At 71.3% G+C, this 24,467-nt stretch carries 16 protein-coding genes; 9 read left to right on the top strand and 7 right to left on the bottom strand.

The features are described from left to right. Positions 1–16 precede the first annotated feature (16 nt). Positions 17–1,594: a malate synthase A gene (gene aceB / locus AB0K67_RS12255; protein ID WP_364057114.1), complete on the bottom strand. Its 1,578-nt coding sequence runs from the start codon at positions 1,592–1,594 to the stop codon at positions 17–19. Positions 1,595–1,752: 158 nt separating this feature from the next. Between aceB and AB0K67_RS12250 the strand changes: the two genes are divergently transcribed. The 3 genes from AB0K67_RS12250 to hutI all read left to right on the top strand — a co-directional run bounded on the left by AB0K67_RS12250 (position 1,753) and on the right by hutI (position 6,201). Then, positions 1,753–2,445, top strand: coding sequence for a DUF4097 family beta strand repeat-containing protein (locus tag AB0K67_RS12250; protein WP_364057111.1), 693 nt, complete (start codon positions 1,753–1,755; stop codon positions 2,443–2,445). A 99-nt stretch (positions 2,446–2,544) separates the two neighbouring features. Then, positions 2,545–3,966 (top strand): GTPase HflX, encoded by a 1,422-nt coding sequence (gene hflX / locus AB0K67_RS12245; RefSeq protein ID WP_364057108.1) that lies wholly within the window; start codon positions 2,545–2,547, stop codon positions 3,964–3,966. Positions 3,967–4,992: 1,026 nt separating this feature from the next. Then, positions 4,993–6,201 (top strand): imidazolonepropionase, encoded by a 1,209-nt coding sequence (hutI, locus tag AB0K67_RS12240; RefSeq protein WP_364057105.1) that lies wholly within the window; start codon positions 4,993–4,995, stop codon positions 6,199–6,201. Positions 6,202–6,502: 301 nt separating this feature from the next. Here the strand turns inward: hutI and AB0K67_RS12235 are convergent, their stop codons facing one another. Beyond that, a complete protein-coding gene (locus tag AB0K67_RS12235; RefSeq protein WP_364057602.1) occupies positions 6,503–6,715 on the bottom strand; it encodes a hypothetical protein in 213 nt (70 codons plus the stop codon). Between the two features lie 58 nt (positions 6,716–6,773). Between AB0K67_RS12235 and AB0K67_RS12230 the strand changes: the two genes are divergently transcribed. The 5 genes from AB0K67_RS12230 (at position 6,774) to AB0K67_RS12210 (ending at position 15,120) form a co-directional block, all read left to right on the top strand. Continuing rightward, the gene (locus AB0K67_RS12230) at positions 6,774–7,457 is read left to right on the top strand and encodes a DegV family protein (RefSeq protein WP_364057564.1); all 684 of its coding nucleotides are present in this window, start codon (positions 6,774–6,776) and stop codon (positions 7,455–7,457) included. A 1,183-nt stretch (positions 7,458–8,640) separates the two neighbouring features. Next, positions 8,641–9,936, top strand: a complete 1,296-nt coding sequence (locus tag AB0K67_RS12225) for a helix-hairpin-helix domain-containing protein (RefSeq protein WP_364057561.1) — start codon at positions 8,641–8,643, stop codon at positions 9,934–9,936. A 379-nt stretch (positions 9,937–10,315) separates the two neighbouring features. Next, the gene (locus AB0K67_RS12220) at positions 10,316–12,811 is read left to right on the top strand and encodes a ComEC/Rec2 family competence protein (RefSeq protein WP_364057102.1); all 2,496 of its coding nucleotides are present in this window, start codon (positions 10,316–10,318) and stop codon (positions 12,809–12,811) included. Between the two features lie 203 nt (positions 12,812–13,014). Further along, the gene (gene holA, locus AB0K67_RS12215) at positions 13,015–13,986 is read left to right on the top strand and encodes a DNA polymerase III subunit delta (protein WP_364057099.1); all 972 of its coding nucleotides are present in this window, start codon (positions 13,015–13,017) and stop codon (positions 13,984–13,986) included. Between the two features lie 729 nt (positions 13,987–14,715). Continuing rightward, the gene (locus tag AB0K67_RS12210; RefSeq protein WP_364057096.1) at positions 14,716–15,120 is read left to right on the top strand and encodes a hypothetical protein; all 405 of its coding nucleotides are present in this window, start codon (positions 14,716–14,718) and stop codon (positions 15,118–15,120) included. Between the two features lie 11 nt (positions 15,121–15,131). Here the strand turns inward: AB0K67_RS12210 and AB0K67_RS12205 are convergent, their stop codons facing one another. Continuing rightward, on the bottom strand, positions 15,132–15,617 hold the full coding sequence (locus tag AB0K67_RS12205) for a MarR family transcriptional regulator (RefSeq protein WP_364057093.1): 486 nt from the start codon (positions 15,615–15,617) through the stop codon (positions 15,132–15,134). Between the two features lie 68 nt (positions 15,618–15,685). On the opposite strand from AB0K67_RS12205, the gene AB0K67_RS12200 reads away from it, so the two are divergent. After that, complete coding sequence (locus AB0K67_RS12200) at positions 15,686–17,119, top strand: MFS transporter (protein ID WP_364057090.1); 1,434 nt, start codon at positions 15,686–15,688, stop codon at positions 17,117–17,119. A gap of 105 nt (positions 17,120–17,224) precedes the next feature. On the opposite strand, the gene AB0K67_RS12195 is transcribed toward AB0K67_RS12200, so the two are convergent. From AB0K67_RS12195 to AB0K67_RS12180, 4 genes are read right to left on the bottom strand one after another with little or no spacing between them, the layout of a single operon-like run. Next, positions 17,225–17,917, bottom strand: coding sequence for an ABC transporter ATP-binding protein (locus tag AB0K67_RS12195; protein WP_364057087.1), 693 nt, complete (start codon positions 17,915–17,917; stop codon positions 17,225–17,227). Then, positions 17,914–18,834: an ABC transporter ATP-binding protein gene (locus AB0K67_RS12190; RefSeq protein WP_364057084.1), complete on the bottom strand. Its 921-nt coding sequence runs from the start codon at positions 18,832–18,834 to the stop codon at positions 17,914–17,916. Before AB0K67_RS12190 ends, AB0K67_RS12195 begins: the two co-directional genes overlap by 4 nt. Beyond that, positions 18,831–21,413, bottom strand: a complete 2,583-nt coding sequence (locus AB0K67_RS12185; protein WP_364057081.1) for an FtsX-like permease family protein — start codon at positions 21,411–21,413, stop codon at positions 18,831–18,833. The genes AB0K67_RS12190 and AB0K67_RS12185 overlap by 4 nt, the downstream gene beginning before the upstream one ends. Further along, positions 21,410–24,466: an ABC transporter permease gene (locus AB0K67_RS12180; RefSeq protein WP_364057078.1), complete on the bottom strand. Its 3,057-nt coding sequence runs from the start codon at positions 24,464–24,466 to the stop codon at positions 21,410–21,412. Before AB0K67_RS12180 ends, AB0K67_RS12185 begins: the two co-directional genes overlap by 4 nt. Position 24,467 lies beyond the last annotated feature (1 nt).

Genomic DNA, 24,467 nt, shown 5'->3' with positions numbered 1-24,467 from the left:
CCCTTTGTACGCTTCTTTATGGCATTTGAGCATAGGCCGGAAGGGTCAGGAACTCCGCGAAGTCGTCGTCCAGCGCGACCTGCTTGAACAGCGCCGTCGCCTGCGCGTACAGACCCTCGTCGTAGCCCGGTTCCTCGGCGATCTTGGCCAGCTCCTCGCCGATGATCCGCTCCACGAGCTCCTTCGTCACCTGCTCTCCGGTGTCGGACAGCGTGATGTCGTTGTGGATCCACTGCCAGATCTGCGAACGCGAGATCTCGGCCGTGGCGGCGTCCTCCATGAGGTTGTGGATGGCCGCCGCGCCCTGCCCGCCCATCCAGGCCGCCAGGTAGCGCAGGCCCACGTCCACGTTGTTGCGCAGCCCCGCCTCGGTGATGTCGCCCGGCGTGTCCGACACCGCAAGCAGGTCCGCCGCCGTGACGTTGACGTCCTCGCGCAGCCGGTCGATCTGGTTGGGCCGCGAGCCGAGCACCCCGTCGAACACCTCGCGGCAGATCGGCACCAGGTCGGGGTGCGCGACCCACGAACCGTCGAAGCCGTCGTTGGACTCGCGGGTCTTGTCGGCCCGCACCTTCTCCAGCGCCACCGCGTTGACCTCCGGGTCGCGGCGCGAGGGGATGAACGCCGCCATCCCGCCGATCGCGTGCGCGCCCCGCTTGTGGCAGGTGCGCACCAGCAGCTCGGTGTAGGCCCGCATGAACGGCGCCGTCATCGTCACCGCGTTCCGCTCGGGCAGCAGGAATTCGCGGCCCCGCGTGCGGAACTTCTTGATCACGCTGAACAGGTAGTCCCACCGGCCGGCGTTCAGCCCCGCCGAGTGGTCGCGCAGCTCGTAGAGGATCTCCTCCATCTCGAACGCCGCCGGGTAGGTCTCGATGAGCACCGTCGCCCTGATCGTGCCCTGCGGGATGCCGAGGAGGTCCTGGGCCCTGACGAAGACGTCGTTCCAGAGCCTGGCCTCCAGGTGCGACTCGATCTTCGGCAGGTAGAAGTAGGGGCCCTTGCCCTTGTCGATCTGCCGCTGCGCGCAGTGGAAGAAGTAGAGGCCGAAGTCGAACAGCGACCCCGACACCGGCTCGCCGTCCACCAGCGCGTGCTTCTCGTCGAGGTGCCAGCCGCGCGGGCGCACGACGATCGTGGCCAGCTCGTCGTCGGGCTTGAGCGTGTACGACTTGCCGCCGGTCTCGAAGTCGATCGTGCGGTCGAGCGCGTCGCGCAGGTTGAGCTGGCCCGCCACGCAGTTCTCCCACAGCGGTGAGTTGGCGTCCTCGAAGTCGGCGAGCCACACCTTCGCGCCCGAGTTGAGGGCGTTGATGGTCATCTTCCTGTCCACCGGCCCGGTGATCTCGACGCGGCGGTCCTCAAGGCCCGGCGCGGGCGGCGCGACCTTCCACTCGCCCTCCCTGATCTCCTTGGTCTCCGGGAGGAAGTCGAGCCTGCCGCCCGCCGACAGCTCCGCCTGCTTGGCCTGGCGGGCGTCGAGCAGCTCCAGGCGGCGCGGGCCGAACTCGCGCTGAAGCGTCTCCATGAACGCGAGCGCCTCCGGCGTGAGTATCTCGTCGAACCGGTCGAGCTTCGGGCCGGTGATCTCCATGAGCCTCACCCTTTTCCATATAGTGGAAAATGAATTCTGGATTGTGGAAGTCAAGCTACTCTGGCGGTCTTCGCGGGTCAAAGGTCGGGGTTACCCGGGAGTGATTCCGGGGTGATCCCCGATGCCGGAGCACCTGCCCTCAGGGAAGGATCTGCCCCATGAGAAGGATTGCGATCGCGGGCGGGCTGCTGGCCTCCACCGTGCTGCTCACCGGGTGCGGGGTCGCGAGCCTCGCCGGGCCCAACCACGAGGACACGGTGTCGTACGAGGTGACCGACAAGGTCACCGCGCTGAGGCTGGTCAGCAAGGCGGGGGACGCGGTCATCACGGAGACGGGAGGCGATGCGGTACGCGTCGTCGAGACCCTGCACTGGCGCGGCGGCGACAAGCCGCAGCCGGAGCACAGGGTGGACGGTCAGGAGCTGTTCGTCACCTACAAGTGCCCGTCGGAGTGGGGGGCCTGCGGGGTCGACTACAAGATCGAGGTGCCCAAGGGCCTGCGCATGAACCTGGAGTCCGGCTCGGGCAACCTCACGCTCAGAGACCTCACCGGCGAGATCACGCTGAGCGCCGGGTCCGGCGACGTGGACGCGGCCGGGCTCGCCGGCAAGAAGCTCTCCGGCGAGTTGGGCTCAGGCAACGTCGAGCTCAAATACACCGCCGCCCCCGAGGACATCCGGCTCAAGACCGGCTCGGGCGACATCGAGGTGCGCGTGCCCGACCAGCCGTACGCGATCGACAGCCAGGTCGGCTCCGGCGACGTCACCGTCGGCGTCAAGCAGGACACGGCCGCGCCGAACAAGATCTCTGTCACGGCCGGCTCGGGGGACATCACCGTCTCGCCGTCTTGACAGTCTGTGGGACTCGCCTGATAACCAGGTGCTCGAGCCGAGGGTGTCGTGCCACCATCGTGGGAAGACACCGAGGTGTCCAGACGTTCCCTCATAGAGATGACTTTTATGCACGAATACCCCGCGCTCGACCCGATCGAGACCGGCGACATGGACCTTGAGGACCGCCAGGCACTGCGCCGAGTAGCGGGCCTGTCCACAGAACTTCAGGACGTCACCGAGGTCGAATACCGGCAGCTGCGGCTCGAGCGGGTCGTCCTCGTCGGCGTCTGGACCAGCGGCACCGCCGAAGACGCCGAAAACTCCCTGCGCGAGCTCAAGCTCCTGGCCGAGACGGCCGGGTCGCAGGTGCTCGACGGGCTCATCCAGCGGCGCCAGAAGCCCGACCCCGCCACCTACATCGGCGCCGGCAAGGCGCTGGAGCTGCGCGACGTGGTCGAGGCCACCGGCGCCGACACCGTCATCTGCGACGGCGAGCTGACCCCCGGTCAGCTCCGCCAGCTCGAGGACGTCGTCAAGGTGAAGGTCATCGACCGCACCGCGCTCATCCTCGACATCTTCGCCCAGCACGCCAAGAGCCGCGAAGGCAAGGCGCAGGTCGAGCTGGCCCAGCTCTCCTACCTGCTGCCGCGCTTGCGCGGCTGGGGTGGCAACCTGTCGCGCCAGGTCGGCGGTCGCGCCGCGGGCGGCGTCGGCATCGGCGGCCGCGGCCCCGGTGAGACGAAGATCGAGCTCGACCGGCGCCGCATCCGCGAGCGCATGTCCAAGCTGCGCCGCCAGATCAGCGGCATGTCCACCTCGCGCGAGACCATGCGCTACCGGCGCCAGCGCCGCGAGATCCCGGCCGTGGCCATCGCCGGCTACACCAACGCCGGCAAGTCCTCGCTGCTCAACCGCGTCACCGGCGCGGGCGTGCTGGTCGAGGACGCGCTGTTCGCCACCCTCGACCCGACCGTGCGCAGGGCCCGTACGCCCGAAGGCCGGCTGTTCACGATCGCCGACACCGTCGGCTTCGTGCGCCACCTGCCCCACCAGCTCGTCGAGGCGTTCCGCTCCACGCTGGAGGAGGTCGGCGACGCCGACCTGATCCTGCACGTGGTCGACGGCTCGCACCCCGACCCCGAAGGCCAGATCGCGGCCGTCCGCGAGGTGCTCCGCGACATCGACGGCGCCTCCGACATCCCCGAGATCGTGGTGATCAACAAGGCCGACGCCGCCGACCAGGACGTGCTCGACCGCATCACCCGGCGCGAGCGCGACAGCATCGTCGTCTCGGCCCGCACCGGCCAGGGCATATCCGAGCTGATGCGGCTCATCGAGGAACGCCTGCCGCGCCTCGATCACGAGGTGCACCTGCTGGTGCCGTACGACAGGGGCGATCTGATCTCGCGTGCGCACAAGGAGGGTGAGGTGCTGTCCGTCGAGCACGTGGAGGACGGCACCATCCTGCACGCCCGGGTTCTGCCCAGCCTGTCGCAGGAGCTGCTGCGGGTCGGTAAGCCGGTGGAGCGGGTCTCCTGATCTTTTGTTCCGTACGTTGTGAGCGCCTCTCGGGAATGAGGGGCGCTCGCGCGCGCCGTACGGCGACCGGATTAAGACGCTCAGACGGAGAGTTGCCGGGCGCCGCCTCGGGATCGCGGCCGGCGGCCACCGCCCGGCGGCCACCGCCGCAGAGAGCCCTTCGGTAACGCCTCAACGGCACGCACACACCGTTCAGAGGCTGCCGACGCCCGTCTCCTGAGGTCTGGGCCGCACGGGGCACTCCAGCGCCCGCCTGCGGTCACGTCCAGCGCCCGCCTGTGGCCGTCTCCAGCGTCCGCCTGTGGCCGTCTCCAGCGTCCGCCTGCGGTCGTCTCCGGCACCCGCCTGTGGTCGTTCCAGTCCCCGCTGTGGCCGTCTCCGGCGCCCGCCCAGAGCCGTCGTAGGGTCTTCCTGCGATGCCGTCCAAACCATGCGACCGGCACATCGACGTGCCACTTCATTCGCATGTCACGGATGGGCGGCGGGTGATGGTGGCGCTGCGTGCACACGTCGTATAACGGTCCCGTGATAGACCGCCCAGAGTTATGCATACGCTGCGATAACTCGCGCCGCCGTACCCATCGCTATGGTTGTGCGACACTCTCCACAAAGCGTGCAGACATCCCCAAAAGCGGCAGTGGTCCGGGCCCCCTTGGGGTTGCTAGGATTGGCCAGACCTAACGTTGGTCTGGTTTTTGGGTTCAGGTTCTAGGTTTCGGATGATGACTGGGCGTGTTCAAGTCGTCAGCGGGGGCCGTGGGGACGAGGCAGGGCTGCGGGATGGTTGGGATGAATGGTCTTTCTTCCGAATAACCCTGTACAGCAGCCCGACATGTGAAATAACGTAACTGAACTGAAATCGCTGGATCATGTGTCCGGCGATACGGTCACCGCACTACTCGATGCGGATGAGAGCAGGAGACCCCCCATGTCGTCCGGACCCGGAGCGGACTCAGTGGGCGCGGCGCAGGTAGCCGTGCGCTGTGTCCTGCACCCGTGCAGGGGGTCGTGCGGGGTGGTGATGCGGTGACCGTTCGGCTTCTGACCAACATCGGCCGCCTTTGGACCGGCAACGAGGTTCTCAGCAACGCGGCCATCCTGGTGCACAACGATCGCATCGCGTGGGTGGGGCGCGCTCCAGATCTGCCGCAGAGCGTGCCGGGCGTCGTCGACGACATCGTCGACGTCGACCACGTGGAAAACCTGGGCGGCGCCCTCGTCACGCCCGGGCTCATCGACGCGCACACCCACCCGGTCTACGCCGGCAACCGCTACGCCGAGCTGGCGATCCGTACGGGCGGCTCCACGTCCGCCTCGATCACCGCGGCGGGCGGCGGCGTCGGCTCCACCGTCACCGTGACCCGCGGCACCGACCCCTGGACCCTGTGCAACGGCGTACGCGAGCGCCTGCGCGACTGGCTGCTGAGCGGCACCACCACGGTCGAGGCCAAGACCGGCTACCACCTCACCCGCGACGGCGAGCTCGCCGACGTGCGGCTCCTGCGCGAGCTGGAGAAGGAGCCGATGATGCCGCGGGTGCACGTCACGTTCCTCGCGGCGCACGTCGTGCCGCCCGAGTACTTCGGCAGGCAGCGCGAATATGTCGAGGCCGTGGGCGCGTGGTGCGCCGACGCGGCCGCGGCCGGCGCCGACAGCGTCGACGTCTACTGCGACGAGGGCCACTTCACGACGGAGGAGTCCCGCTGGGTGCTCGCCTCCGGCCGTAACGTCGGGCTGCTGCCCCGCATCCACGCCGGCATCTACAGCCGCCGGGGCGCCGTGCAGCTCGCGGCCGAGCTGGGGTGCGCCTCCGCCGACGGCCTGCACCACCTGTCCGACGAGGACATCGCCATCATGTCCCGGTACGGCGTCCCGGCGGTCGTCTGCCCGGCCACGGCGCTGCAGCGCGGCCACCTGCCGCCGGTCCGCCAGATGATCAAGCACGGCGTGCAGATCGCCCTGGGCAGCGACCACAACCCCGGCTTCTGCGGCATCACCTCGATGTCCCTGGTGATCGCGATGGCGGTGTCGGCGTTCGGGATGAGCGTCAACGACGCCCTGCGCGCGGCCACCCTCGGCGGCGCCACGGTCCTGGGCGCGCCCGACCGCGGCGTGCTGGCTCCCGGGCGGCTGGCGGACATCGTTCAGTGGGACGCCGACCACGAGGGCGCGTTCGCCTGGTCCTTCGGCCTCAAGCCGCGTCGAGTGTGGCGGGGTGGAACGCCCGTTCAGTAGTTAATCTCGGTGGTATGCCACCCTTGGTTGCTGTTGTCACCGATTCGACTGCTTACCTGGGTTCTGTGCCTGGGGTGTCCGTGGTTCCCGTACAGGTGATCGCCAAGGGCGCACGTATGAAGGAGGACGGCGCCAGCCCGCCGTCGTCGCAAGAGCGGCGAGACCCCGCTGAGCCCCTGGAGCCACGACCTCCCGCGTCCTCCTTGAGCGCTTCGTCCCTCTTCGAAAGCCCAGCCGCGCCGGCTGACACCCCGAGCACACCTTCCGAAGGCCCGGCCGTGTCGCCTGGCAGGCCGAGCGTTCACTGCGAAAGTCCGGCCGCCCCGCTTCCTGACACCCCAGGCACTCCGGGCGCCCCCTCCGGATCCTCAGCCGCCTCCTCGACCGCGACGGCCGCCCCCTCGGGAAGCTCAGCCGCCTCCTCGACCGCGACGGCCGCCCCCTCGGGAAGCTCAGCCGCCCCCTCGACCACGACGGCCGCCCCCTCGGGAAGCTCAGCCGCCTCCTCGACCACGACGGCCGCCCCTTCCGATACCCCGGACGTTTTCGATGAGGGCTCCTTCACCGGCGATCTGGCCTCGGCCACCACCTCTCGCCCGTCGCCTGCCAGCTTCGCCTCTTGCTACTCGGCCCTGGCCGCCGCCGGAGCCACGGCGATCGTCTCAATCCACCTTTCCGGCGAGATGTCCGGCACGATCGAGTCCGCCCGCGCCGCCGCCAGAGAGGCACCCGTACCGGTGGCCGTCATCGACAGCCGTTCGATCGCCATGGGCCTGGGTTACCCGGTGCTGGCCGCCGCCCGAGCCGCCGCCGGCGGCGCCCCCATGGAGGAGGTGGTCTCGGCCGCAAACCGGTGCATCTCCGCAACACGATCGTTCTTCTACGTGGACACCCTCGACTACCTCCGCCGCAGCGGCCGTATCGGCACCGCGGCCTCCCTCGTGGGTTCCGCGCTCATGATCAAGCCGCTGCTGCACATCACCAGCGGCCGCATCTCGCTCCTGGAGAAGGTCCGTACGGCATCCCGCGCCATCGCCCGCCTGGAGGACCTGGCCGTGGAGGCAGCGGGCGACAGGCCGGTGAACGTGGCGGTGCAGCACCTGGGAGCGCGTGAGCGAGCCGAGGGCCTCGCGGAACGGCTGTCGAAGCGGGTGCCGGGGCTGGGGGAGCTGCGGGTGGTCGAGGTGGGCGCGGTGATCGGCGTACACGTCGGTCCGGGAATGCTCGGCCTGACCGTGACGCCGAGCGACATCTAACGCCGGCCCTTCGGCCGCTCCGAAAGCCCCTGCAACAACACCGTGAGCAGACGTACCGGCGACACCCTGCAGCAGACCCGACGAGGACACCCTGACGCAGGCATGAGCGCATCGGCGGGCCGAGCCGACGCCGGTCGTCCTTCCGATCACCTCATCCACAGCCTGGCACCGAGACCGGTACCTATCCCCAGAACGCCGCTCGGCCCTTTCCCGCCCGCCGCCTGGCCGTACCTTCGCTGCCGTGCGAACCCCCGATCGAGCGGCAGAGCGCGTCATAGCCGAGTTCCGGATACGGGCGATCACCGCGCCTGCCCGCCGTTCCCGTCGCCGTCTCGCCAGGCCCACCCGGTCGAAGAGCATCGGGCCGGTCTCCAAGCACCGCCCGCCCTATCAAGAGTTCCGACGAGACGCCGGCGACATCCCGAAGCGGCAGCCGAGCGCCGTGCCCGCCGATGCCGGGCCCCGGACGACCGAGCGTCCCATTGCCACGAGTCCGCCGCTGAACTCCACCCGCACCGAGCCGGTGCCACCGAGGACCTCGGCTTCCACGGGCGCAGGCCGATCGCCGGCTGCCGCCCGCGCTGACGCGGGCCCGCTGTCAGGCGTCGTTCCCGCTGACGCGGGCCCGCTGTCAGGCGTCGTTCCCGCTGACGTGAGCCTGCCGCCAGGCGTCGTTCCCGCTGACGCGGGCCCGCCGTCTGGCGTCGTCACCGCTGCGGCGGGTTCACCGACGACGACCGTCTTCGCTGACGTACGCCCGTCGCAAACACCGCACCGCATCGAGGAGGAAGCACCCGCCGTTGCTGGGCCCGCAGACGCGAGCTCATGGTCCGGCGTCGCCCTGGCTGTGGCGGGCTCACCGGCATCCGTCGTCTCCCATCCGTTCGACGAGGAACAACGCAGGAAGGAAGACATCGCCGTGTTCTCCGCTGCCTTCTGGGCGGCGGACCTGGCGAACACCGGCGCATCATCGCACCACACACGACCGGCGCGCTCCGGCTCGCCACGCGACCTGTCATCACTGCTCCACCCTGCTCCGCTAGGAGACTCCGCTCCGCCCCGGGACGCCGTTGACGTGCAATGCCCGAACTCACCACTGAACCGTGCGAAGGCGTCAGACGTCGCCCCGCCGGCCGACCTTGAGACATCGCCGCACCGCGCCCTGCCTGTCGGCCACCTGGCGATGTCCTCGTACTCCGGCCTGCCCTCGTACTCCAGCCTGTCCCCGTACTCCGGCTTGTCCCCGTACTCCGGGCCGTTCCCGGCCCCCAGCCCGTCTGCGCCCCCGAACCCCAGCCCTTCCCCGAACCACGGCCCGTCCGCGTCGCCGGCCCCTGGCACCTCCCCACACCCCGGTCCGTCTCTGTACCCCGGTTCGTCTGCGGACCCTACGGAGTCACCGCAGCGCGCCCTGTCGGCAGACCCCTCGATGATGCCCGTGCGCCATGGCGCGGCGGCCGACGTTCCGGTGCCGTCGCACCGCGATTCACTCACGATGCCGACGGCCCCACCACATGATGACTCTTCACCTACGCGCAGGCCGTCGCCGCGCATGTCCCCGTCAGTCGACCGTGGAGAATCTCCGCGCGTTCACACACCTGACGATCTCGACGTGTGGCCGCATGACGGTCCTTCCACGGAACTTGAGGCGTCGTCGCATGCCGACCAGGCCACTGACCTTGGAGTGCCCTTGAGCTCTGGCCCGGCAGGACAGTTCCCGAGACCAGCGCACCTCGACGCGGCGGGGGACGGCTGGACGCCACTTGACCTTGGCACACCATCACAGCGACCCTCAGCATCCGCTGACCGGGCGCAGAAGTCCGCCCCGACCGCTGACCCCTCATCGGCCTCTCTCCAGGCTCTCCGGAAGTTCCTGGCCGCCCAGAGCCCCACCCTCGACCCGGGCAAGCCCGGTCTACGGGCACTCCTCGCCATCGGGGTGCTCGCCACAGCGGTGGCGGCCTTCCTCGTCTGGCGCGCGCAGCCGACGCCCCAACCCTTGCCACCGCCCGCACCGATCACACCTCCGCCTGCGGTCACCCCCTCGGCAGCGGCTGCCGCCAAAGTCACCGTGCACGTGGCCGGCAAGGTCAGGAAGCCGGGTGTCTACCTGCTTGCCGCAGGCTCCCGAGTGACGGATGCCGTCACAGCGGCCGGAGGCGTGTCCAAGGGCGCTTCCACAGGCCAGCTCAACCTCGCCAGACGCCTGATCGACGGCGAGCAGATCGTGGTGGGCGCCCCAGCTGGCCAGGCGGCACCCGGCTCCCCGATGATCGACCCCGCGACCGCCGTCCTCGACCTGAACTCGGCCACCGCCGACCAGTTGGAACAGCTTCCGGGCGTGGGCGAGGTCCTGGCCGCGCGCATCGTGGAGTTCCGTACGAGCCGGGGCGGCTTCACCAGCGTCGACCAGCTCCGCGAGGTCTCAGGCATCGGCCCGAGGAAGTTCGAGGAGATCAAGCCGAAGGTCCGCGTCTGACATGCCTGTCCCCGACCCCACCCGCGCCCACAGCTCTGATGACGCTCGCACTCTCGGCCCGGACCCTGAGCGTGCACTCGGCGCCGATGCTGCGCAGGTCTTCGGTTCTGGTTCTGTGCATGCTCTTGGTTCCGGTGCGGCCCGAGGCTTCAGCCCCGACCCTGTCCGTTTCCATATTTCCGACCCTGCGCGAATCGTTGGTTCTGACTCCGCCCGCGCTCACGGCCCTACTCGCGTCCGTTCCCTCAGCTCCGGCCCTGGCTCCGTACGAAGGCTTGATGTCGCTCTTGCTCGGCGCAGCCGCCGTCCGGTGCCTCGGCCACCGTCGGAGCCCGCCGTTGCCAAGCCCGAGCCTGCTTGGCCCTTGGCGCTTCCGGCGTTGGCCGCCTGGGCCACTGCACTGATCCTGCTCGGATGCACCGCTTTCGTCGGCTTCATCGCCGCCGCTGGTGCCGCGGTCGCCGCTTTGGTGACGCTCTGGCGTACCCGGAAGTCCACGGAAGAGCCGGCCCGCCGGCTCGGCCTTGGATGGCGCAATGTCATCATCGCCACCCTCATCGGTACGGCGGCGACGGCCGCCTCTGTGGCCCTGCGCGTTCACGCGATCACCACCGGACCGGCCGCCGAGCTCGCCGCCAAGAACGCCTTCATCACCGCCCAGATCGCCCTGACCGACGACCCTCGGCGCAGACCCAACGAAAGTGGCCGTTTCGCTCAGGAAAGCTACGTCGTCCCGGCGACACTGAAGGTCATCCAGACGCCCACGTCGCGGCAAGCGGTGGATGTCCCCATCATGGTCTTCGCGACGGGCTCGGCCTGGCGCTCCTACCTGCCCACACAGGAGGTGGAGGTCACTGGACGCCTGGCCAAGCCGACGCCGGGCACATCGGTGGCCGCGATCCTGCTCGTCCGCGAGCCGCCCCGTCCCCTGGCGCCCCCGTCCAGCCTTCAGACGGCGGCGGGAGCGATACGGTCGGGCCTGCGAGCGGCGGCCGACGTTCTGCCGCCCGACCAGCGGGGTCTCCTCCCGGGCCTGGTCGTGGGCGATGTCTCCCGCATGGACCCGCAGGTGACGGCCGACTTCAGGGAAGCCGGTCTCAGCCATCTGAACGCCGTATCCGGTGCCAATCTGGCGATCGTGGCAGGCGCGGCACTCGCGCTGTCCCGACTCGTCGGCCTGTCGCTTCCGGTACGGGCCGGCTTCGCCGCCGTCGCGATGCTGGCGTTCACCGTGGTCGCCCGCCCGTCGCCGAGCGTCCTGCGCGCCCTTCTCATGGGGCTGGCCGCCGCGGTCGCCATGGGCACGGGCCGCTCGAAGGACGGCGTCGCGGCCCTGTCGGCCACGGTCCTGCTCCTGATGTTGTTCGTGCCTGAACTCGCCCGCTCGTACGGCTTCGCCCTCTCCGTCACGGCCACCGCCGGCATACTCCTCCTCGCCCCACGCTGGCGAGACAAGCTGACGGGCACAAAGACGTCGCAGGGGGAGTTCGAACATCCCGGCGTATTTCGCGCTTCCACCCCCATCCCTGGCCTAGCCGCTGGGCAGAGTGTCTCCCTCTCGCCTGCTGTTGGTGGTGGGGTGGGTGGTTGTGCGTCCGGTTCTGCTGTTGGTGGTGGGGTTTTCGCTGAACGTCGGCGGAGGTTGCGGTTGCCGCGGTGGTTGGCGGAGGCCGTGGCCGTGCCTGCGGCGGCGCAGCTCGCCGTGACACCCGTGCTGGTGCTGATGGCCGGGCAGTTGACGCCCGTCGCGGTGATCGCCAACCTGCTTGTCGCGCCGGCGGTGGCGCCCGCGACCCTGCTCGGGTTCGGTGCCGCTCTGATTGCGCCGGTGTGGCTCGACGGGGCGCGGATGCTCACCATCCCCGCCGGGTACGCGGTCGGCTGGATCATCACGGTCTCCCGGTGGGCGGTGGGCGTGCCGTTCGCGACGGTGCCGTGGCCGGCGGGGATCGTGGGGCTCGGCCTGTTGCTGCTCGCTGTGGCGGTGGCGGTACCGGTCATGAGACGCCGTGCCTGGCGCGCGGTGGCGCTGACGGTGGCCGGTGCCGCTTTGGTGGCGGTTCTGGTGATCCGCCCCATCGCTGGGCCTTGGCCGCCCAAGGGGTGGTTGATGGTCATGTGCGACGTCGGGCAGGGCGATGGCCTGGTGGTCGCGGCCGGTCCCGGCAGGGGCGTGGTCGTGGACACAGGGCCGGACCCGGTGGTCATGGATCGGTGCCTGCGAAGACTCGGCGTCGTGGACGTACCGCTGCTCGTGCTCACGCATCCCCATGCCGACCACGTGGACGGTCTGCCGGGCGTGCTCAGGAACCGTCGCGTCGGGGCCGTCGTGGTCAGCCCGCAGCGTACGAGTGCGCGGGCCGAGGGGCGCATCGCCGGCATGCTGCGGCAACGCGGCATCCCTGAGTGGACGGTTCGGCCGGGCACCCGCTGGCGGTTCGGCCCGTCGGAGCTGACCGTCCTCGCACCCGACCCCGCCGCCGGCGAGTCGGCTGGGCAAGGCGAGGGCAGCGCGATCAACAACTCGAGCGTCGTGGTGCACGTACGGTGGCGGTCCGGGTCGATCCTGCTGGGCGGAGACTTGGAGACCGAGGCGCAAGATGAGCTGGTGCGGCGGATGCCCGTACGGGCCGACATCCTCAAGACGCCGCATCATGGGTCGAACCGGCAGTCGCCCGAGTTCGTGGCGTCGCTGGGGGCGCGGGCGGCGTTGATCAGCGTGGGGGCGGACAACGACTACGGACATCCCGCGGCGTCCACGCTGAACCTGCTGCGGCGGCTCGGCCTCACGGTTCACCGTACGGACAAGTCGGGGGATATTGCTGTGGTCGAGCAGGAGGGTGGCGGCCTGGCGGTGGTCCCGCGCGGCCCCTAGTCCGCGGTTGCCCGCACAGTGTCTCGTGGTGATTTGGGGCTCTCGTCGGCGTTCGAGGGGCTGTTGCAGCTCTTCGGAGCCTGGCCTTATGTCGCTTCGACGGCCCTGGTCGTCGAGAGCGAGACAGGTGGGCTGGTACGGAGGCGGCTCGGGGTTGGTCGTCGAGTACCTAGTTGTCGGTGGGGCGTGGCATGCTGCCTGACATGGCGGGAACCGATCCAGCACCTGTGACCTTGGTCGTCGGCGACGAGGAGTTGCTGGCCGAGCGGGCGGTGAGCGGGGTTGTCGCGGCGGCCCGGAGCGCCGACCCTGAGATCGAGGTGCACGACCTCGTCGGGAGCAAGGTCACGACGGGTGAGCTGTCGCAGCTGACGTCGCCGTCGTTGTTCGGGGATCGGTCCGTCGTGGTGATCCGCGGAGCGCAGGATCTCGGCAAGGACGTCATCGCCGAGATCGTGGCGTACGCGAAGCAGCCGTCCGAGGACACCGTGATGGTGCTGGCCCACCCGGGTGGGGTGAAGGGCAAGGCGCTGGTCGATGGGGTGAAGAAGGCCGGCGCCAAGGTGGTGACGGTGAGCAAGCTCACCAAGTCCGGTGAGCGGTTGGAGTTCATCAAGGGGGAGTTCAAGCGGGCCGGGCGCAGCATCTCGGGCGATGCGGCTCAGGCGTTGCTGGACGCCGTGGGGAACGATCTCCGGGAGCTGGCCGCGGCCTGTTCCCAGATGATGTTCGACACCGAGGACAAGACGATCAATGCGGCGGCAGTGGCTCGCTACCACAAGGGGCGGGCGGAGGTCACCGGGTTCAACGTCGCCGACTCGGCGGTGGAGGGGCGACTGGCGGAGGCGCTGGAGCAGTTGAGGTGGGCGCTCGGCACCGGCGTCGCCCCCGTGCTGCTGGTCAGCGCGCTGGCCGGCGGGTTGCGTTCGCTGGCCAAGGTCGCCAGTGCGCCTCGCAATCTCCGGGGCGGGCAACTGGCCAGCCATGTCGGCATGCCGCCGTGGAAGGTCGATCGGGTCAAGCGGCAGCTGAACGGCTGGGGGCCGGAAGGGCTGGCCCGGGCGATCCAGGCCGTGGCCCATGCTGACGAGCAGGTCAAGGGTGGGGGAGCGGACCCGGCCTACGCGCTGGAGCACACGGTGCAGGTCATCGTGGCGTGCCGCAACGGCCGCTGAGTGGTGGCGCTGTAGCGGGGTGCTGTGTGGGGGCGGTGCCTGACTGCGGCCCCCTGCCCGCGTGACCTCGTGGCTCCGTGCTTTGGCGGCCTGGTGGGTTTGCGGATACGCGGAGTGGTGCGTGGCTGGTGCCGGCGGTTCGGGGTTGCGCGGGGTGGTGCGTGGCTGGTGCCGGCGGTTCGGGGTTGCGCGGGGTGGTGCGTGGCTGGTGCCGGCGGTTCGGGGTTGCGCGGGGTGGTGCGTGGCCTCTCGTTGTCGGCAGCACCCGCCCCGGCCGTCGCGGTGCCGCCGTGGCCCGCTGGGTCCTCGACACCGCCGCCGACCACCCCTGCCCGTCGGCGGAGAAGTCGTCGTGTCCGCTGGCGGGGTCGGGACGTCGCGCCGGGTGGTGGGTGTGCAGGTGTGCGGGGGGCTCGTGTCGGGTGGCGTCCTGGGGGTGAGGGTGCGGGCGGGCCGCCCCTGGTGGTGACCGGTGCGTGGGTGCGTGGGCGCGCCGCGCTGGGTGGTGTCCTGGTTGTGGGTGTGCCGTTTCGGGTGGTGGCGGGTGGGTGTGTGGGTGTGCGTTTCGGGTGGTGGCCGGTGGGTGGGTGTGCGGGCGCGCCGTCTCGGGCGGTGGCCAGGGCGTGGGGTACGGGGTGTCTTACGGGGCGGAAGGCGGTGCGGGGTAAGGGGTCTGGCACAGTGGGCCGTGAGTCACGATGATGGGCGCTGGGTTCGGGGAGTGGGGCTGTGCCGGGTGAGCGGGTCGATGAGGAGCTGGTACGGGCGGCGGCGCGCGTGGCGGCCACGCGTTGCCGCGGCGACAACCACACCATGGCGGCCGCGGCCAGGGCGCGGGACGGCCGGATCGTCACCGGGGTGAACGCCTACCACTTCACCGGCGGCCCGTGTGCGGAGATGGTCGTCGTCGGTACGGCCGCCGGTCAGGGGATCTACGAGCTGGATGTCATGGTCGCGGTGGGAGATCGTGACCGTGGGGTGGTGCCGCCGTGCGGGCGGTGCCGGCAGTTCCTTCTCGACTACTTCCCGGCGCTCAAGGTCATCGTCGGTACGCAGGACGGCCTTCGGATGGTGCCGATCGCCGATCTGCTGCCGGTGAGTTACGTCTGGGCGGATCACCAGCTCGACGCCTGAGAAGGTGCTCGTCAGCGAGGGTTCTCGGCGTTGATGAGGAGTTGTTTGAGCAGGCCGTCGAGGAGGACCTGATCCTCGGGGGACAGGGCGTTGATCATGGAGGCTTCGACCTCGGCGCGGATGGTCATGGCCTCCATCCACAGGTCGTGGCCCTTGGGGGTGATCTCGACGTCCACCCGGCGGCGGTCCTCGGTGCTGCGTACGCGGCGTACGAGGGCTGAACGTTCCAGCGTGTCGAGGCGGCCGGTCATGCCCGCCGGCGACAGCAGGAGGTCGGCGGCCAGCTCGGACGGCGTCGCGGTGCCGCCGCGGGCGACGAGGCGGTGCAGGGTCTCGAACTCGAAGTCCTGCATGCCGACCTCCGACAGGGCCGCCTCCTTGGTGTGGGCGATGTGCTTCACCAGGAACTGCAGGCGGGTCACGATCGCCTCCACCCGTTCGTCGAAGGGCGCCTTTCCGCGCCAGCGGGCCAGGTGACGATCGACGGAGTCCTCCATGCCTGGGAGCATAGGGGAGCAGGTAATTAGTTGACGAAAGATTCGCTGTCGAAATATCCTCAGGCGGCGTGATTACGCGTTTGCTCATCGGGCGTTGCCTGTCCGCGCTGGCCACGGCGCTCATCCCGACCACCCTGACGCTGGCGGTGCTGCGGGCCGGAGGTGGAGAGGGCGAGCTGGGTGTGGTGCTGGCCGCCGAGCTCGTTCCACTGCTGGTGCTGCTGCCGGTCGGCGGGGTGCTCGCCGACCGGATCAGGCCCGCACGCGTGGTGCTGCTCGCCGACCTGACCCGGTGCCTGTCGCAGGCGATCATCGCCGTGGAACTGCTGCTCGGCGTCTACCGGGTGCTCGATCTGGCCGTGTTGTCGGCGGTGGCGGGGGTGGCGATCGCGTTCGGCAGCCCGGCGGTGCCCCGGCTGGTGGTGGCGGTGGTGCCCGGGCCGGACCGGTTGCGGGTGAACGCGCGGATCGGGGTGGTGACGAGCCTGTCCGCGGTGGCCGCGCCGGCGATCGCGGGGACGGTCACGGTGGTCGCCGGGCCCGGGTGGGCGGCGGGGATCACGGCCGCGGTGTTCGCGTGCTCGGCATGGACCCTCGGCGGCATCCGGGAGACGTCGCCGGTTCCGGAGGAGGCGGTGCGGGTCAGCGAGGAGGCGGTGCGGGTCAGCGAGGAGGCGCTACAGGTCAGCGAGGAGACGGTCCGGGGCAGCGAGGAGACGGTCCGGGGCAGCGAGGAGACGGTCCGGGTCAGCGCAGAGGCAGCCGGTGAGCAGGAGTCCCTTGCCGGGCAAGGGGCGACGGCCGGGCCTGGACGCGGTGCGCCGGCACAGAACGCAGGCGGATCGAGGCAGCGGCCATGGCGGGAGCTGATCGGCAGAGGCTCGGGGTTCGGGCGGGATCTGGTCGAGGGGTGGCGGGAGGTCCGCGAACGCCCGTGGTTCCTGGCCTGCGTGGCGGGGCACGGCGTGTGGCACTTCATGGCGGGCCTGTTCCTGACGCTCGGCCCCGTCGTCGCCGTACGGGAGGCGGGCGGCGAGGCGGGCTGGGCGGTGATCGTGCAGTGCGGCACCGTGGGCATGGTGCTGGGCGTGTTCCTGGCACCGAGGCTGCCGATCCGGCGGCCGGTGGTCGCGGTGCAGCTCGGCGCGGCCTGTTACGCGTTCCCGATGGCGGCGCTGGCCGCCGGGGCGTCGCTGCCGGTGATGGCGGCGGCCTACGCGGTGGCGATGTTCGGGCTTGGGCTGCTCAGCCCGCTGTGGGAGACGGTGGTTGCCGACGAGGTACCGGAGCACGCGCTCGGGCGGGTGCGGTCGTTCGACCAGCTCATCTCGTTCGCGTCGCGGCCGTTCGGGCTGGCGGTGGCCGCGCCGCTGGCCGGGCTCGCCGGGATCGCGGCGCCGGCGGTGGTGGGCGGGGTGCTGGTCGCGGTCGTCAACCTCGCCGCCATCGTCTGGGCGCCGAAACCGAGGCGGGCCGTCGCCCCCAGTGCTCACGGCAGGTGACGGAAACCCCATCGGAGGTGGGGGCGAGCGCGCGGCTCTCCACGGGTGCCGGACGATCCTCCACAGGTGCCGAACGGCTCTCCACCGGTGCCGCAACTGCCGGGGTCAGGTACGGGCGGCCTCGCGCACCACACCGTCGCTGATCTCCAGCACCCGGTCCGCCACCGTCATCAGGCTGGGGTCATGGGTGGCCACCAGCGCCGTCACGCCTTCACTGCGTACGAGCGCCCGCAACAGCTCCATGATCTGCCGCCCGGTCTGCGAGTCGAGCTGCCCCGTGGGCTCGTCGGCCACCAGCAGCCGGGGCCGGTTGGCCAGGGCGCGGGCGATGGCGACCCGCTGCCGCTGACCGCCGGACAGCTCGTACGGCCGCTGGTTGACGTGCTGCTCAAGCCCGACGAGCGCGAGCAGCACGCGTACCCGCTCCTCCCGCTCAGCGGCAGGGACCCGCAGCAGCCGCATCGGCACGCCCACGTTCTCGGCCGCAGACAGGACGGGGATCAACCCGAACGACTGGAACACGAACCCGACGACGTCGCGCCGCACCTGCAGCAGCTCGTCCTCGGACATGGCGGTGATCTCGCGCCCGTCCACGACCACCCGCCCGGCGTCCGGCTTGTCCAGGCCGCCGATCTGGTTGAGCAGCGTGGTCTTACCGGACCCGGACCGCCCGCGCAGCGCCACCAGCTCACCGGGGTACACGGCGAACGACACCTCCCGCAGCGCCACGACCTCCTTGGGCCCGGTGCGGTAGACCTTGCGCAGCCCTTCGACCTCGACCAGGGGCGACTGACTCATTCGGACGGCTCCTCTCGGGCGGGCCACACGCCGATGTGGTCGGATTCGAGTTCGAGACGCACCCGGCGTTCCATGTCGAGGGCGTTCATGAAGTCGCGGGGGAGCTGGAGGCGTCCGACGCGGTCGAGCACGGCGTACTCCTCGGCGATGATCTGTCCCTCGGCGCCCTCGCGGCGCACGGTCTCGCTGCTGGTACGCCCGTCGCGGATGCCGACGGTGCGGTCCACCTGCTCGGCCACCATGGGGTCGTGGGTGACGATGACGACGGTCACCCCCAGCTCCCTGTTGGCGGTGCGCAGCGCCTCGAAGACCTGCTCGGACGTCTCGCTGTCGAGCTCGCCCGTGGGCTCGTCGGCGAGGATGAGCTGCGGGGAGTTGGCCAGGGCCACGCCGATGGCGACGCGCTGCTGCTGCCCGCCGGACATCTCGGGCGGTTTGCGCCCGGCGCAGTCGGCGACGCCGAGGAGTTCGAGCAGCTCGTCGGCGCGCTCGCGGCGGCGGCGCTTGCCGGCCAGCTTCATCGGCAGCTCGATGTTCTCCCGCGAGGTCAGGTACGGCAGCAGGTTCCGCGCGGTCTGCTGCCAGATGAAGCCGACGACGGAGCGCCGGTAGTGGAGGCGGTCGCGGGCGGTCATCGACAGCAGGTCCATGCCGGCCACCCTGGCCACGCCCGCGGTCGGCACGTCGAGCCCGGACAGCACGTTGAGCAGCGTGGACTTGCCGGAACCCGAGGCGCCGACGATGGCCACCAGCTCGCCCTTGTCGATGACGAGGTCGAGGCCCTGCAGCGCGACGACCTCGACGCCTTCGGTCTTGTAGATGCGGACGAGGTTGTCGCACACGATGTGCGCGTCCCCGCCGAAGACGGCCTTCTCCCGCTTGGCCTTCGCTTCCAGCTCTGACAGTGTCGGGTTCATGTGAGGTCCCCCACTCGAAGGACGGCGCCGAGGCTGCGGCGGCGGCTGATGGCGGTGTGCGCGTACGCGCCGAGCACGGCGACCACGGCGAGCCCCGCGGCCAGCGCGCCGGGCAGGACGGGGTCGGGCGAGTAGTCGCCGACGGGCAGGTCACCGGCGTACGACGACAGATCGACGCCGGGCCCGAGCGCGGTGGGCAGGGCCAGGCCGAGACAGAGGCCGGCCAGCGCGGTCATGAGGATCATGGGCAGCACCTCCAGCACGGTGAGCCACTGGGCCTGCCGGTCCGACAGCCCGAGCGTGCGCAGGAAGGAGACCGCCCTGGCGCGGTCGGCCGCGCCGACGATGAGCAGCAGGACGACGGCGAGCAGCGCGTAGCCGGCCAGTGCGATCGTCACGATCACCAGTGTGGCCCGTACGGTGCCGGTCAGCGGATCGTCCTGGATGCCGGCCAGCGCGCTTTCCTGGGAGATCACGGTGGCCGACGGCGCAAGCGCGGCCAGCTCGGCCACGTCGGCGTCGCCCTGGATGAGCAGCGTGTTGACGGCCGGGCGCAGCAGCACCTCCAGCGGCACGACCAGGAACTTGCCGGTGGTGAAGAAGCCGGGCACCGACTCGGCGACGGCGGCGGTGGGCACTTTGAACCGGGACTGCCAGCCGAGGTCGAGCGTCCCGCGCCCGCGCAGCTCCGGCGAGACGATCGCGCCTCCGGACACCGCGGGCAGGCTCACCGGCGCGCCGGACAGGATCGACCGCCACTCGGCGACGTTCACGGCGAGCGCCTCGGCCCGCTCCGCGCCGTACCCGACCTGGACCTGGCCCCGCTGCGCGAGCACGACCCGTTCGACGCCCGGCGCCTTGCGGATCTCGTCGATGACGGCGGCCGGGATCTCGCTCTCGGACGTCACCTTGATCGGCGCGCCGGCCCGCTGCCAGGACGCCAGCCGCTGGGTGCCGGCGATGCCGTCGGAGACGACGGCGGCGAAGACCGACACGGCCAGCGCGGGCAGCAGGATCAGCACCGGCATGACGCTCGCGGCACGCGCCCGCGCCGCCCGGGTGAGCCCCAAGAACGGCACCGCGGCCCGCCCGCGCGCCGCCAGCCGGACGATCAGCCGCAGCGGGTACGGATACAGCCGCAGCGTGACCAGCGCCGCCGCCACGGTCAGCGCGACCGGCACGATCAGCAGGAACGGGTCCTGCCCCGCCGACGCGCTCAGCCCGCGCGCCCGCAGCAGGTACGCCCCCGCCACAGCCAGCACGACGATCAGCACCTCGAGCGTGATCCGCTTGGCGGACGGCCGGGCGGTGGCGACGTCCGCGCGCCGCTCGTGCAGCGGAGCGCGGTGGGCCAGCGCGATCCGCACGGCGGCGAACCCGGCGGCGGCCAGCACCACGATCACCGGCCCTGCGTGCACGATGGGCCGCGCGGTGCCCGGCACCAGGTACGACAGCGCGTACCCGGCCACCGCTCCCGGCACCACGCCCATGGCGGTCAGCGCGGCCGCCGTGCCCGCCACCTGCGCCAGAGACCCGCCGCGCGCCCTGGTCAGCGCGAGCGTGTGGTCGAGCCGGTCGGAGAGCAGCTGCACGGCCAGCACGATCACGCCGAGCGCGACCGCGAGCAGCCCGCCCAGCACCAGGTACATGACGGTCTGTGCGGTGGACAGCTGCGCCTGGAACTCGGCGAGCAGGTGCGGCAGCCCGGTCTCCAGCGAGTACGGGGCGACGGTGCCGGTGGACTGGATGTCCACCACCCGGCCGAACTCGGCGATGGCGGCCTGCAGGCCGGGCACGTCCAGGGCGCTCGCACCGCGCGGATCGAGCGGCAGCGTCCACCGGTAGGCGAGGTTGCGTCCTTCGCCGCTGAGCTTGGCGAGCCCGGCGTCGGACAGCAGCGCGGTGGCGTGCCTTTCGAAGTCGAGACTGCCCGGCGGCTGCAGCTTGAGCACGTGCAGGATGTCGTTGTGGTGCGACCAGTAGCGGTCGTCCGCCTGCTTGGCGCGGAACACTCCGACGATCTTGACGGCGGCGTAGTCGTGCTCGCCGATCACCGTGGTGGAGCCGATGCGCAGGTTCATCTCGCGCACGGCCTCCTCGACGACCCCGGCCTCGAACACGGGGATCGTCTCGCCCTCGTACCGCATCGTCGAGGGCGCGCCTGGCGCCTTGCCCTGCACCCACTCGACGCGCTGGTCGGCGTCGGACAGCCAGCCCAGGTTGAGGTAGGAGGAGCCGCCGGTTCCGGCGATGGGGGTGGCGGCGGTCTTGGCGTTCATGTGGCCGGGCCCGGTCACCAGCGGGCGGAGCGTGGCGGGCAGGATCTTCTGCCAGACGCGCATGCGCGAGTCGAACTGGGCGCGTTCGCGCAGGTCCACCGCCGGTGACCAGGTGCCCACCGTGACGGTCAGGTCGGTCTGCACGCCGGGCGCGCCGGCCAGGGCGCGGCGCAGCGCCTCGTCGTACGCGGACTCGGTGGCCCGCGGCAGCCCGGAGATGAGCAGGCAGGCGCTCAGCGTCAGCGCGAAGAGCACCGCCAGAGGGCCCAGGTGCACCCGGGAGAGCAGCCCGATTCTCACTGTTCCTCCCGGAGGCTGTGCTGCCGGCGTACGGTGCGGGCCAGCCCGGCGACGATCGCGAACAGCACCGCCGTGACCAGGGCCAGCATCGCGGTGGTGGCCCCCCACGGGATGTCGAGCACCACGCCGGGCGTCACGGCCGCGGCCTGCCCGGTGAGCACGATGTGCGGCACGACCAGCACGCCCACGACCACCGCGAGCCCCGTGCCGGCCAGCAGCGACAGCCCCACGACGAACGCCTGCTCCATGGCCAGCATCCCGAGCACCTGCCGGGGGCTCACGCCGAGCGCCCGCAGCACCGCGAACTCGGACATCCGCTCGCGCGCCGCCACGGCCGCGTTCACCAGGAAGCCGAGCGCGGCGAACACCAGCGCGGCCGCAAAGCCCAGCATGAGCGCCCCCTGCAGACCGCTGGCCAGCGGGTCGTCCTGGAGGCTCGCGGCCAGCGCGCGCTGGTCGAGCACGGTGACGTCCCACTCGGGGTGGCTCTTGAGCTCCGCGGTGGCGGCGGTGCCGTCAGCGGTGGCCAGCCACCACTCGGTCGCGGGCCGCGGCGGCTGCGCCATGGCCAGCTCGTACGTCTGCATCGTCTCCCAGTCGGCGAGCACGGCCTGCTGCCCGGCCGTGGTGGTGGGCATGGTCTCGACGACGCCGACGACCTTGACCGGCAGCACCCGGCGGTCGATGCTGACCCGTCCCTCCTGCCCGGCGGCGAGCTTCAGCGAGGCGGCGAGGTCGGCGGTCAGCACCACCGGCAGCGGCCCCGGCTGCGGCCGCTGGACGAACGCGGCGGCGGTGGCCTGCTCGGCCTCCATCGTCAGCCGTGGCGCGCTCACCTGCCGGCCGTCGGCGCTCAGCCCGGTGACCGTGAGCGTCGCCTTGCCGGACGGCGCTCCGGCGATCACGCCGAGCAGCGAGACCGGGTAGGTGATCCTGCCGTTCTGCCCGGCCAGTGGCCGCAGGTCCACTTCGAGGCGGTTCGTACCGGCCTTGAGCACGCCGAGCGGCACGTCACGCCAGACCCCGAGCGCGTCGGTCAGCACCAGCCGGGCCGACAGCTCGGCGCTCGCCTCGGCGGTCACGGTCACCTTGGCGGGCCGTCCCGGCAGCTCGAGCCGGTCCGCGCGGCCGCCGATCAGCGTCCGCGACAGCTCGCTCACCGGCTGCGCCGACAGGTCGGGACGCAGGTGGAACAGCTCGCCCAGCTTGCCGGCGTCGAGCGCGACCAGCATCGCGTTCTCGCCGCCCACGTCGATCTGCCCGCGAAAACCCGGGGACGCGGCGCTGACGCCGGGCAGCGTCGTGAACGCGGTGCCGCGCCCGAGCGCGCCCAGCTCGGGACCGTCCGGCGGGCCGGACAGCCGCAGGTCGGCACCGGCCTGGTGGCGGGCCTGGTCGAGCTGCGAGGTACGCCAGGTCGCCGCGGTCGCGAGCGACACGATGCCGATGGAGATGGCCATGGTGAGCAGCAGCGCGGGCCCCGCGTACTTGAGCGGGCGCCTGCTCACCTGCCACGCGCCGAGCGCGGGGGCGAGCGAGGGCCACCTTGAGGTGATCTTCTCGGCCAGCCTGGACACGCGCGGCACCAGCCGCAGCCCGAGCATGCCGCCGGTGAGCAGGGCCAGCGCGGGACCGGAGATGATCAGCGGGTCGATGCCCAGGCCGCCGGCCGCCGTCGCGGTCACGGGGGCGCCGTAACGCTGGAGCTGCCAGATCGCGAGCCCGGCCACGACCAGCAGCGCGAGATCGGCGCCCGCCCGTTCGATCAGGCCGCGACCGCCGCCGCGCCCGCGCGCCGCCTGCTCCTCGACGTACGTCCTGCGCGCCCCGGCCAGCGCCGGGGCCATGAGCAGCACGGCCGCGGCCAGCGCCACTCCGGACGACACCAGGAACGTCCCCAGGTCGGCCTCGGGAGCCAGCCGCACGCCCGCCGCCTCGATCCACGGCAGCCGGTTGATCAGCGCGAGCAGTGGCGGGCCGAGGAACGGCGCCACGATCGCGCACGGCAGCGCCACCAGCAGCGCCTCGCCGCCCGCCAGCACCGCGAGCCGCACGGTCCCCGCGCCGCGCGAGCGCAGCAGCGCCACCTCCATCCGGCGGTGGTCGGCCAGCAGCCGCGCGGTCAGCATCAGCGCGTACGCGGCGAGCAGCAGCAGCTGCAGCACGGGGATCAGCATGGTGGAGCGGGCCACCAGCGAGGCGGTGTCGAGCTGGGTGAGCAGCTCGGGCAGGTGGCTCGCGGCGACGCAGCTGCCGCAGCCCTTCTCCTTCAGCCGGTCCTCAAGGCCGGAGATCGCGGCGGCCATCGGGCGCAGCTGCTCGGGGGTGAGCGCGCGCAGGTCGGGTACGGCGGTCCAGGTGGCGTTGACGTTGGTGGCGAAGCGGTCGATGAACGTCTCGCGCGCCACCATCAGCGGCCCGTACGTGCTGAACTCGCCGCGTTCGACGCCCCTGCTGAGCAGCGGCTCGCCCGTCCAGCGGGCCCCGAAGGGGTCGTCGAGCTGGAACACGCCGACCACGCGCACCCGTACCGCGCGTTCGTCGAGCCGGCCGCGCGTGGTGAACTCCTGCCCGACCTTGAACCCGGTCTCCGATGCCGCCGACAGCGAGATCGCGGCCTGCACGGTGTCGTTGTCGCCGCCGGCCTGGGGCCAGGCGCCGCTGACGAGCTTGGCGTGCCGGTCGAGCCCGTCGTAGCTGCCGAAGCGCAGCAGCTCGGGTCGCTGCCTGTCCTCCTGGCCCGGCATCGTGTAGGAGTCGGAGCGCAGGCTGGTGGCCACGTCGGGCGCGCGGCCGTAGGCGGCGGTCAGCTCGGTGCGTACGGCCTGGTCGAACTTCGGGAACGTCTCCGCCGTGATGGGGGCGCTGACGGTGGCCGCGATCTGCTCGTGCGAGGCGGTCTCCATCGTCCTGCGGACGCCCGCCTCCGCGATGGAGGAGGCGTACATGGTCAGCGCCACGAGCGTGGTGGTGGCGAGCAGGATCGAGCCGAACGCGGCCAGGAGAAGCAGCGGCTCGCTGAACGCCCTCTTGACGACCAACGGCGCCCGCATG

Origin of the sequence: Nonomuraea sp. NPDC052634 (assembly GCF_040678535.1) — a bacterium.
GTDB lineage: Bacteria > Actinomycetota > Actinomycetes > Streptosporangiales > Streptosporangiaceae > Nonomuraea > Nonomuraea fastidiosa.
Note: the sequence above shows the minus strand (reverse complement) of the source record. Positions and strands in the feature narration are given on the sequence as shown.

What these genes read in the sequence shown, in the direction of transcription:
- aceB (WP_364057114.1), bottom strand. Translation starts at nt 1,594, where the DNA reads ATGGAGATCACCGGCCCGAAGCTCGACCGGTTCGACGAGATACTCACG.
- hflX (WP_364057108.1), top strand. Translation starts at nt 2,545, where the DNA reads ATGACTTTTATGCACGAATACCCCGCGCTCGACCCGATCGAGACCGGC.
- AB0K67_RS12250 (WP_364057111.1), top strand. Translation starts at nt 1,753, where the DNA reads ATGAGAAGGATTGCGATCGCGGGCGGGCTGCTGGCCTCCACCGTGCTG.
- AB0K67_RS12225 (WP_364057561.1), top strand. Translation starts at nt 8,641, where the DNA reads ATGTCCTCGTACTCCGGCCTGCCCTCGTACTCCAGCCTGTCCCCGTAC.
- holA (WP_364057099.1), top strand. Translation starts at nt 13,015, where the DNA reads ATGGCGGGAACCGATCCAGCACCTGTGACCTTGGTCGTCGGCGACGAG.
- AB0K67_RS12195 (WP_364057087.1), bottom strand. Translation starts at nt 17,917, where the DNA reads ATGAGTCAGTCGCCCCTGGTCGAGGTCGAAGGGCTGCGCAAGGTCTAC.
- AB0K67_RS12205 (WP_364057093.1), bottom strand. Translation starts at nt 15,617, where the DNA reads ATGGAGGACTCCGTCGATCGTCACCTGGCCCGCTGGCGCGGAAAGGCG.
- AB0K67_RS12180 (WP_364057078.1), bottom strand. Translation starts at nt 24,466, where the DNA reads ATGCGGGCGCCGTTGGTCGTCAAGAGGGCGTTCAGCGAGCCGCTGCTT.
- AB0K67_RS12190 (WP_364057084.1), bottom strand. Translation starts at nt 18,834, where the DNA reads ATGAACCCGACACTGTCAGAGCTGGAAGCGAAGGCCAAGCGGGAGAAG.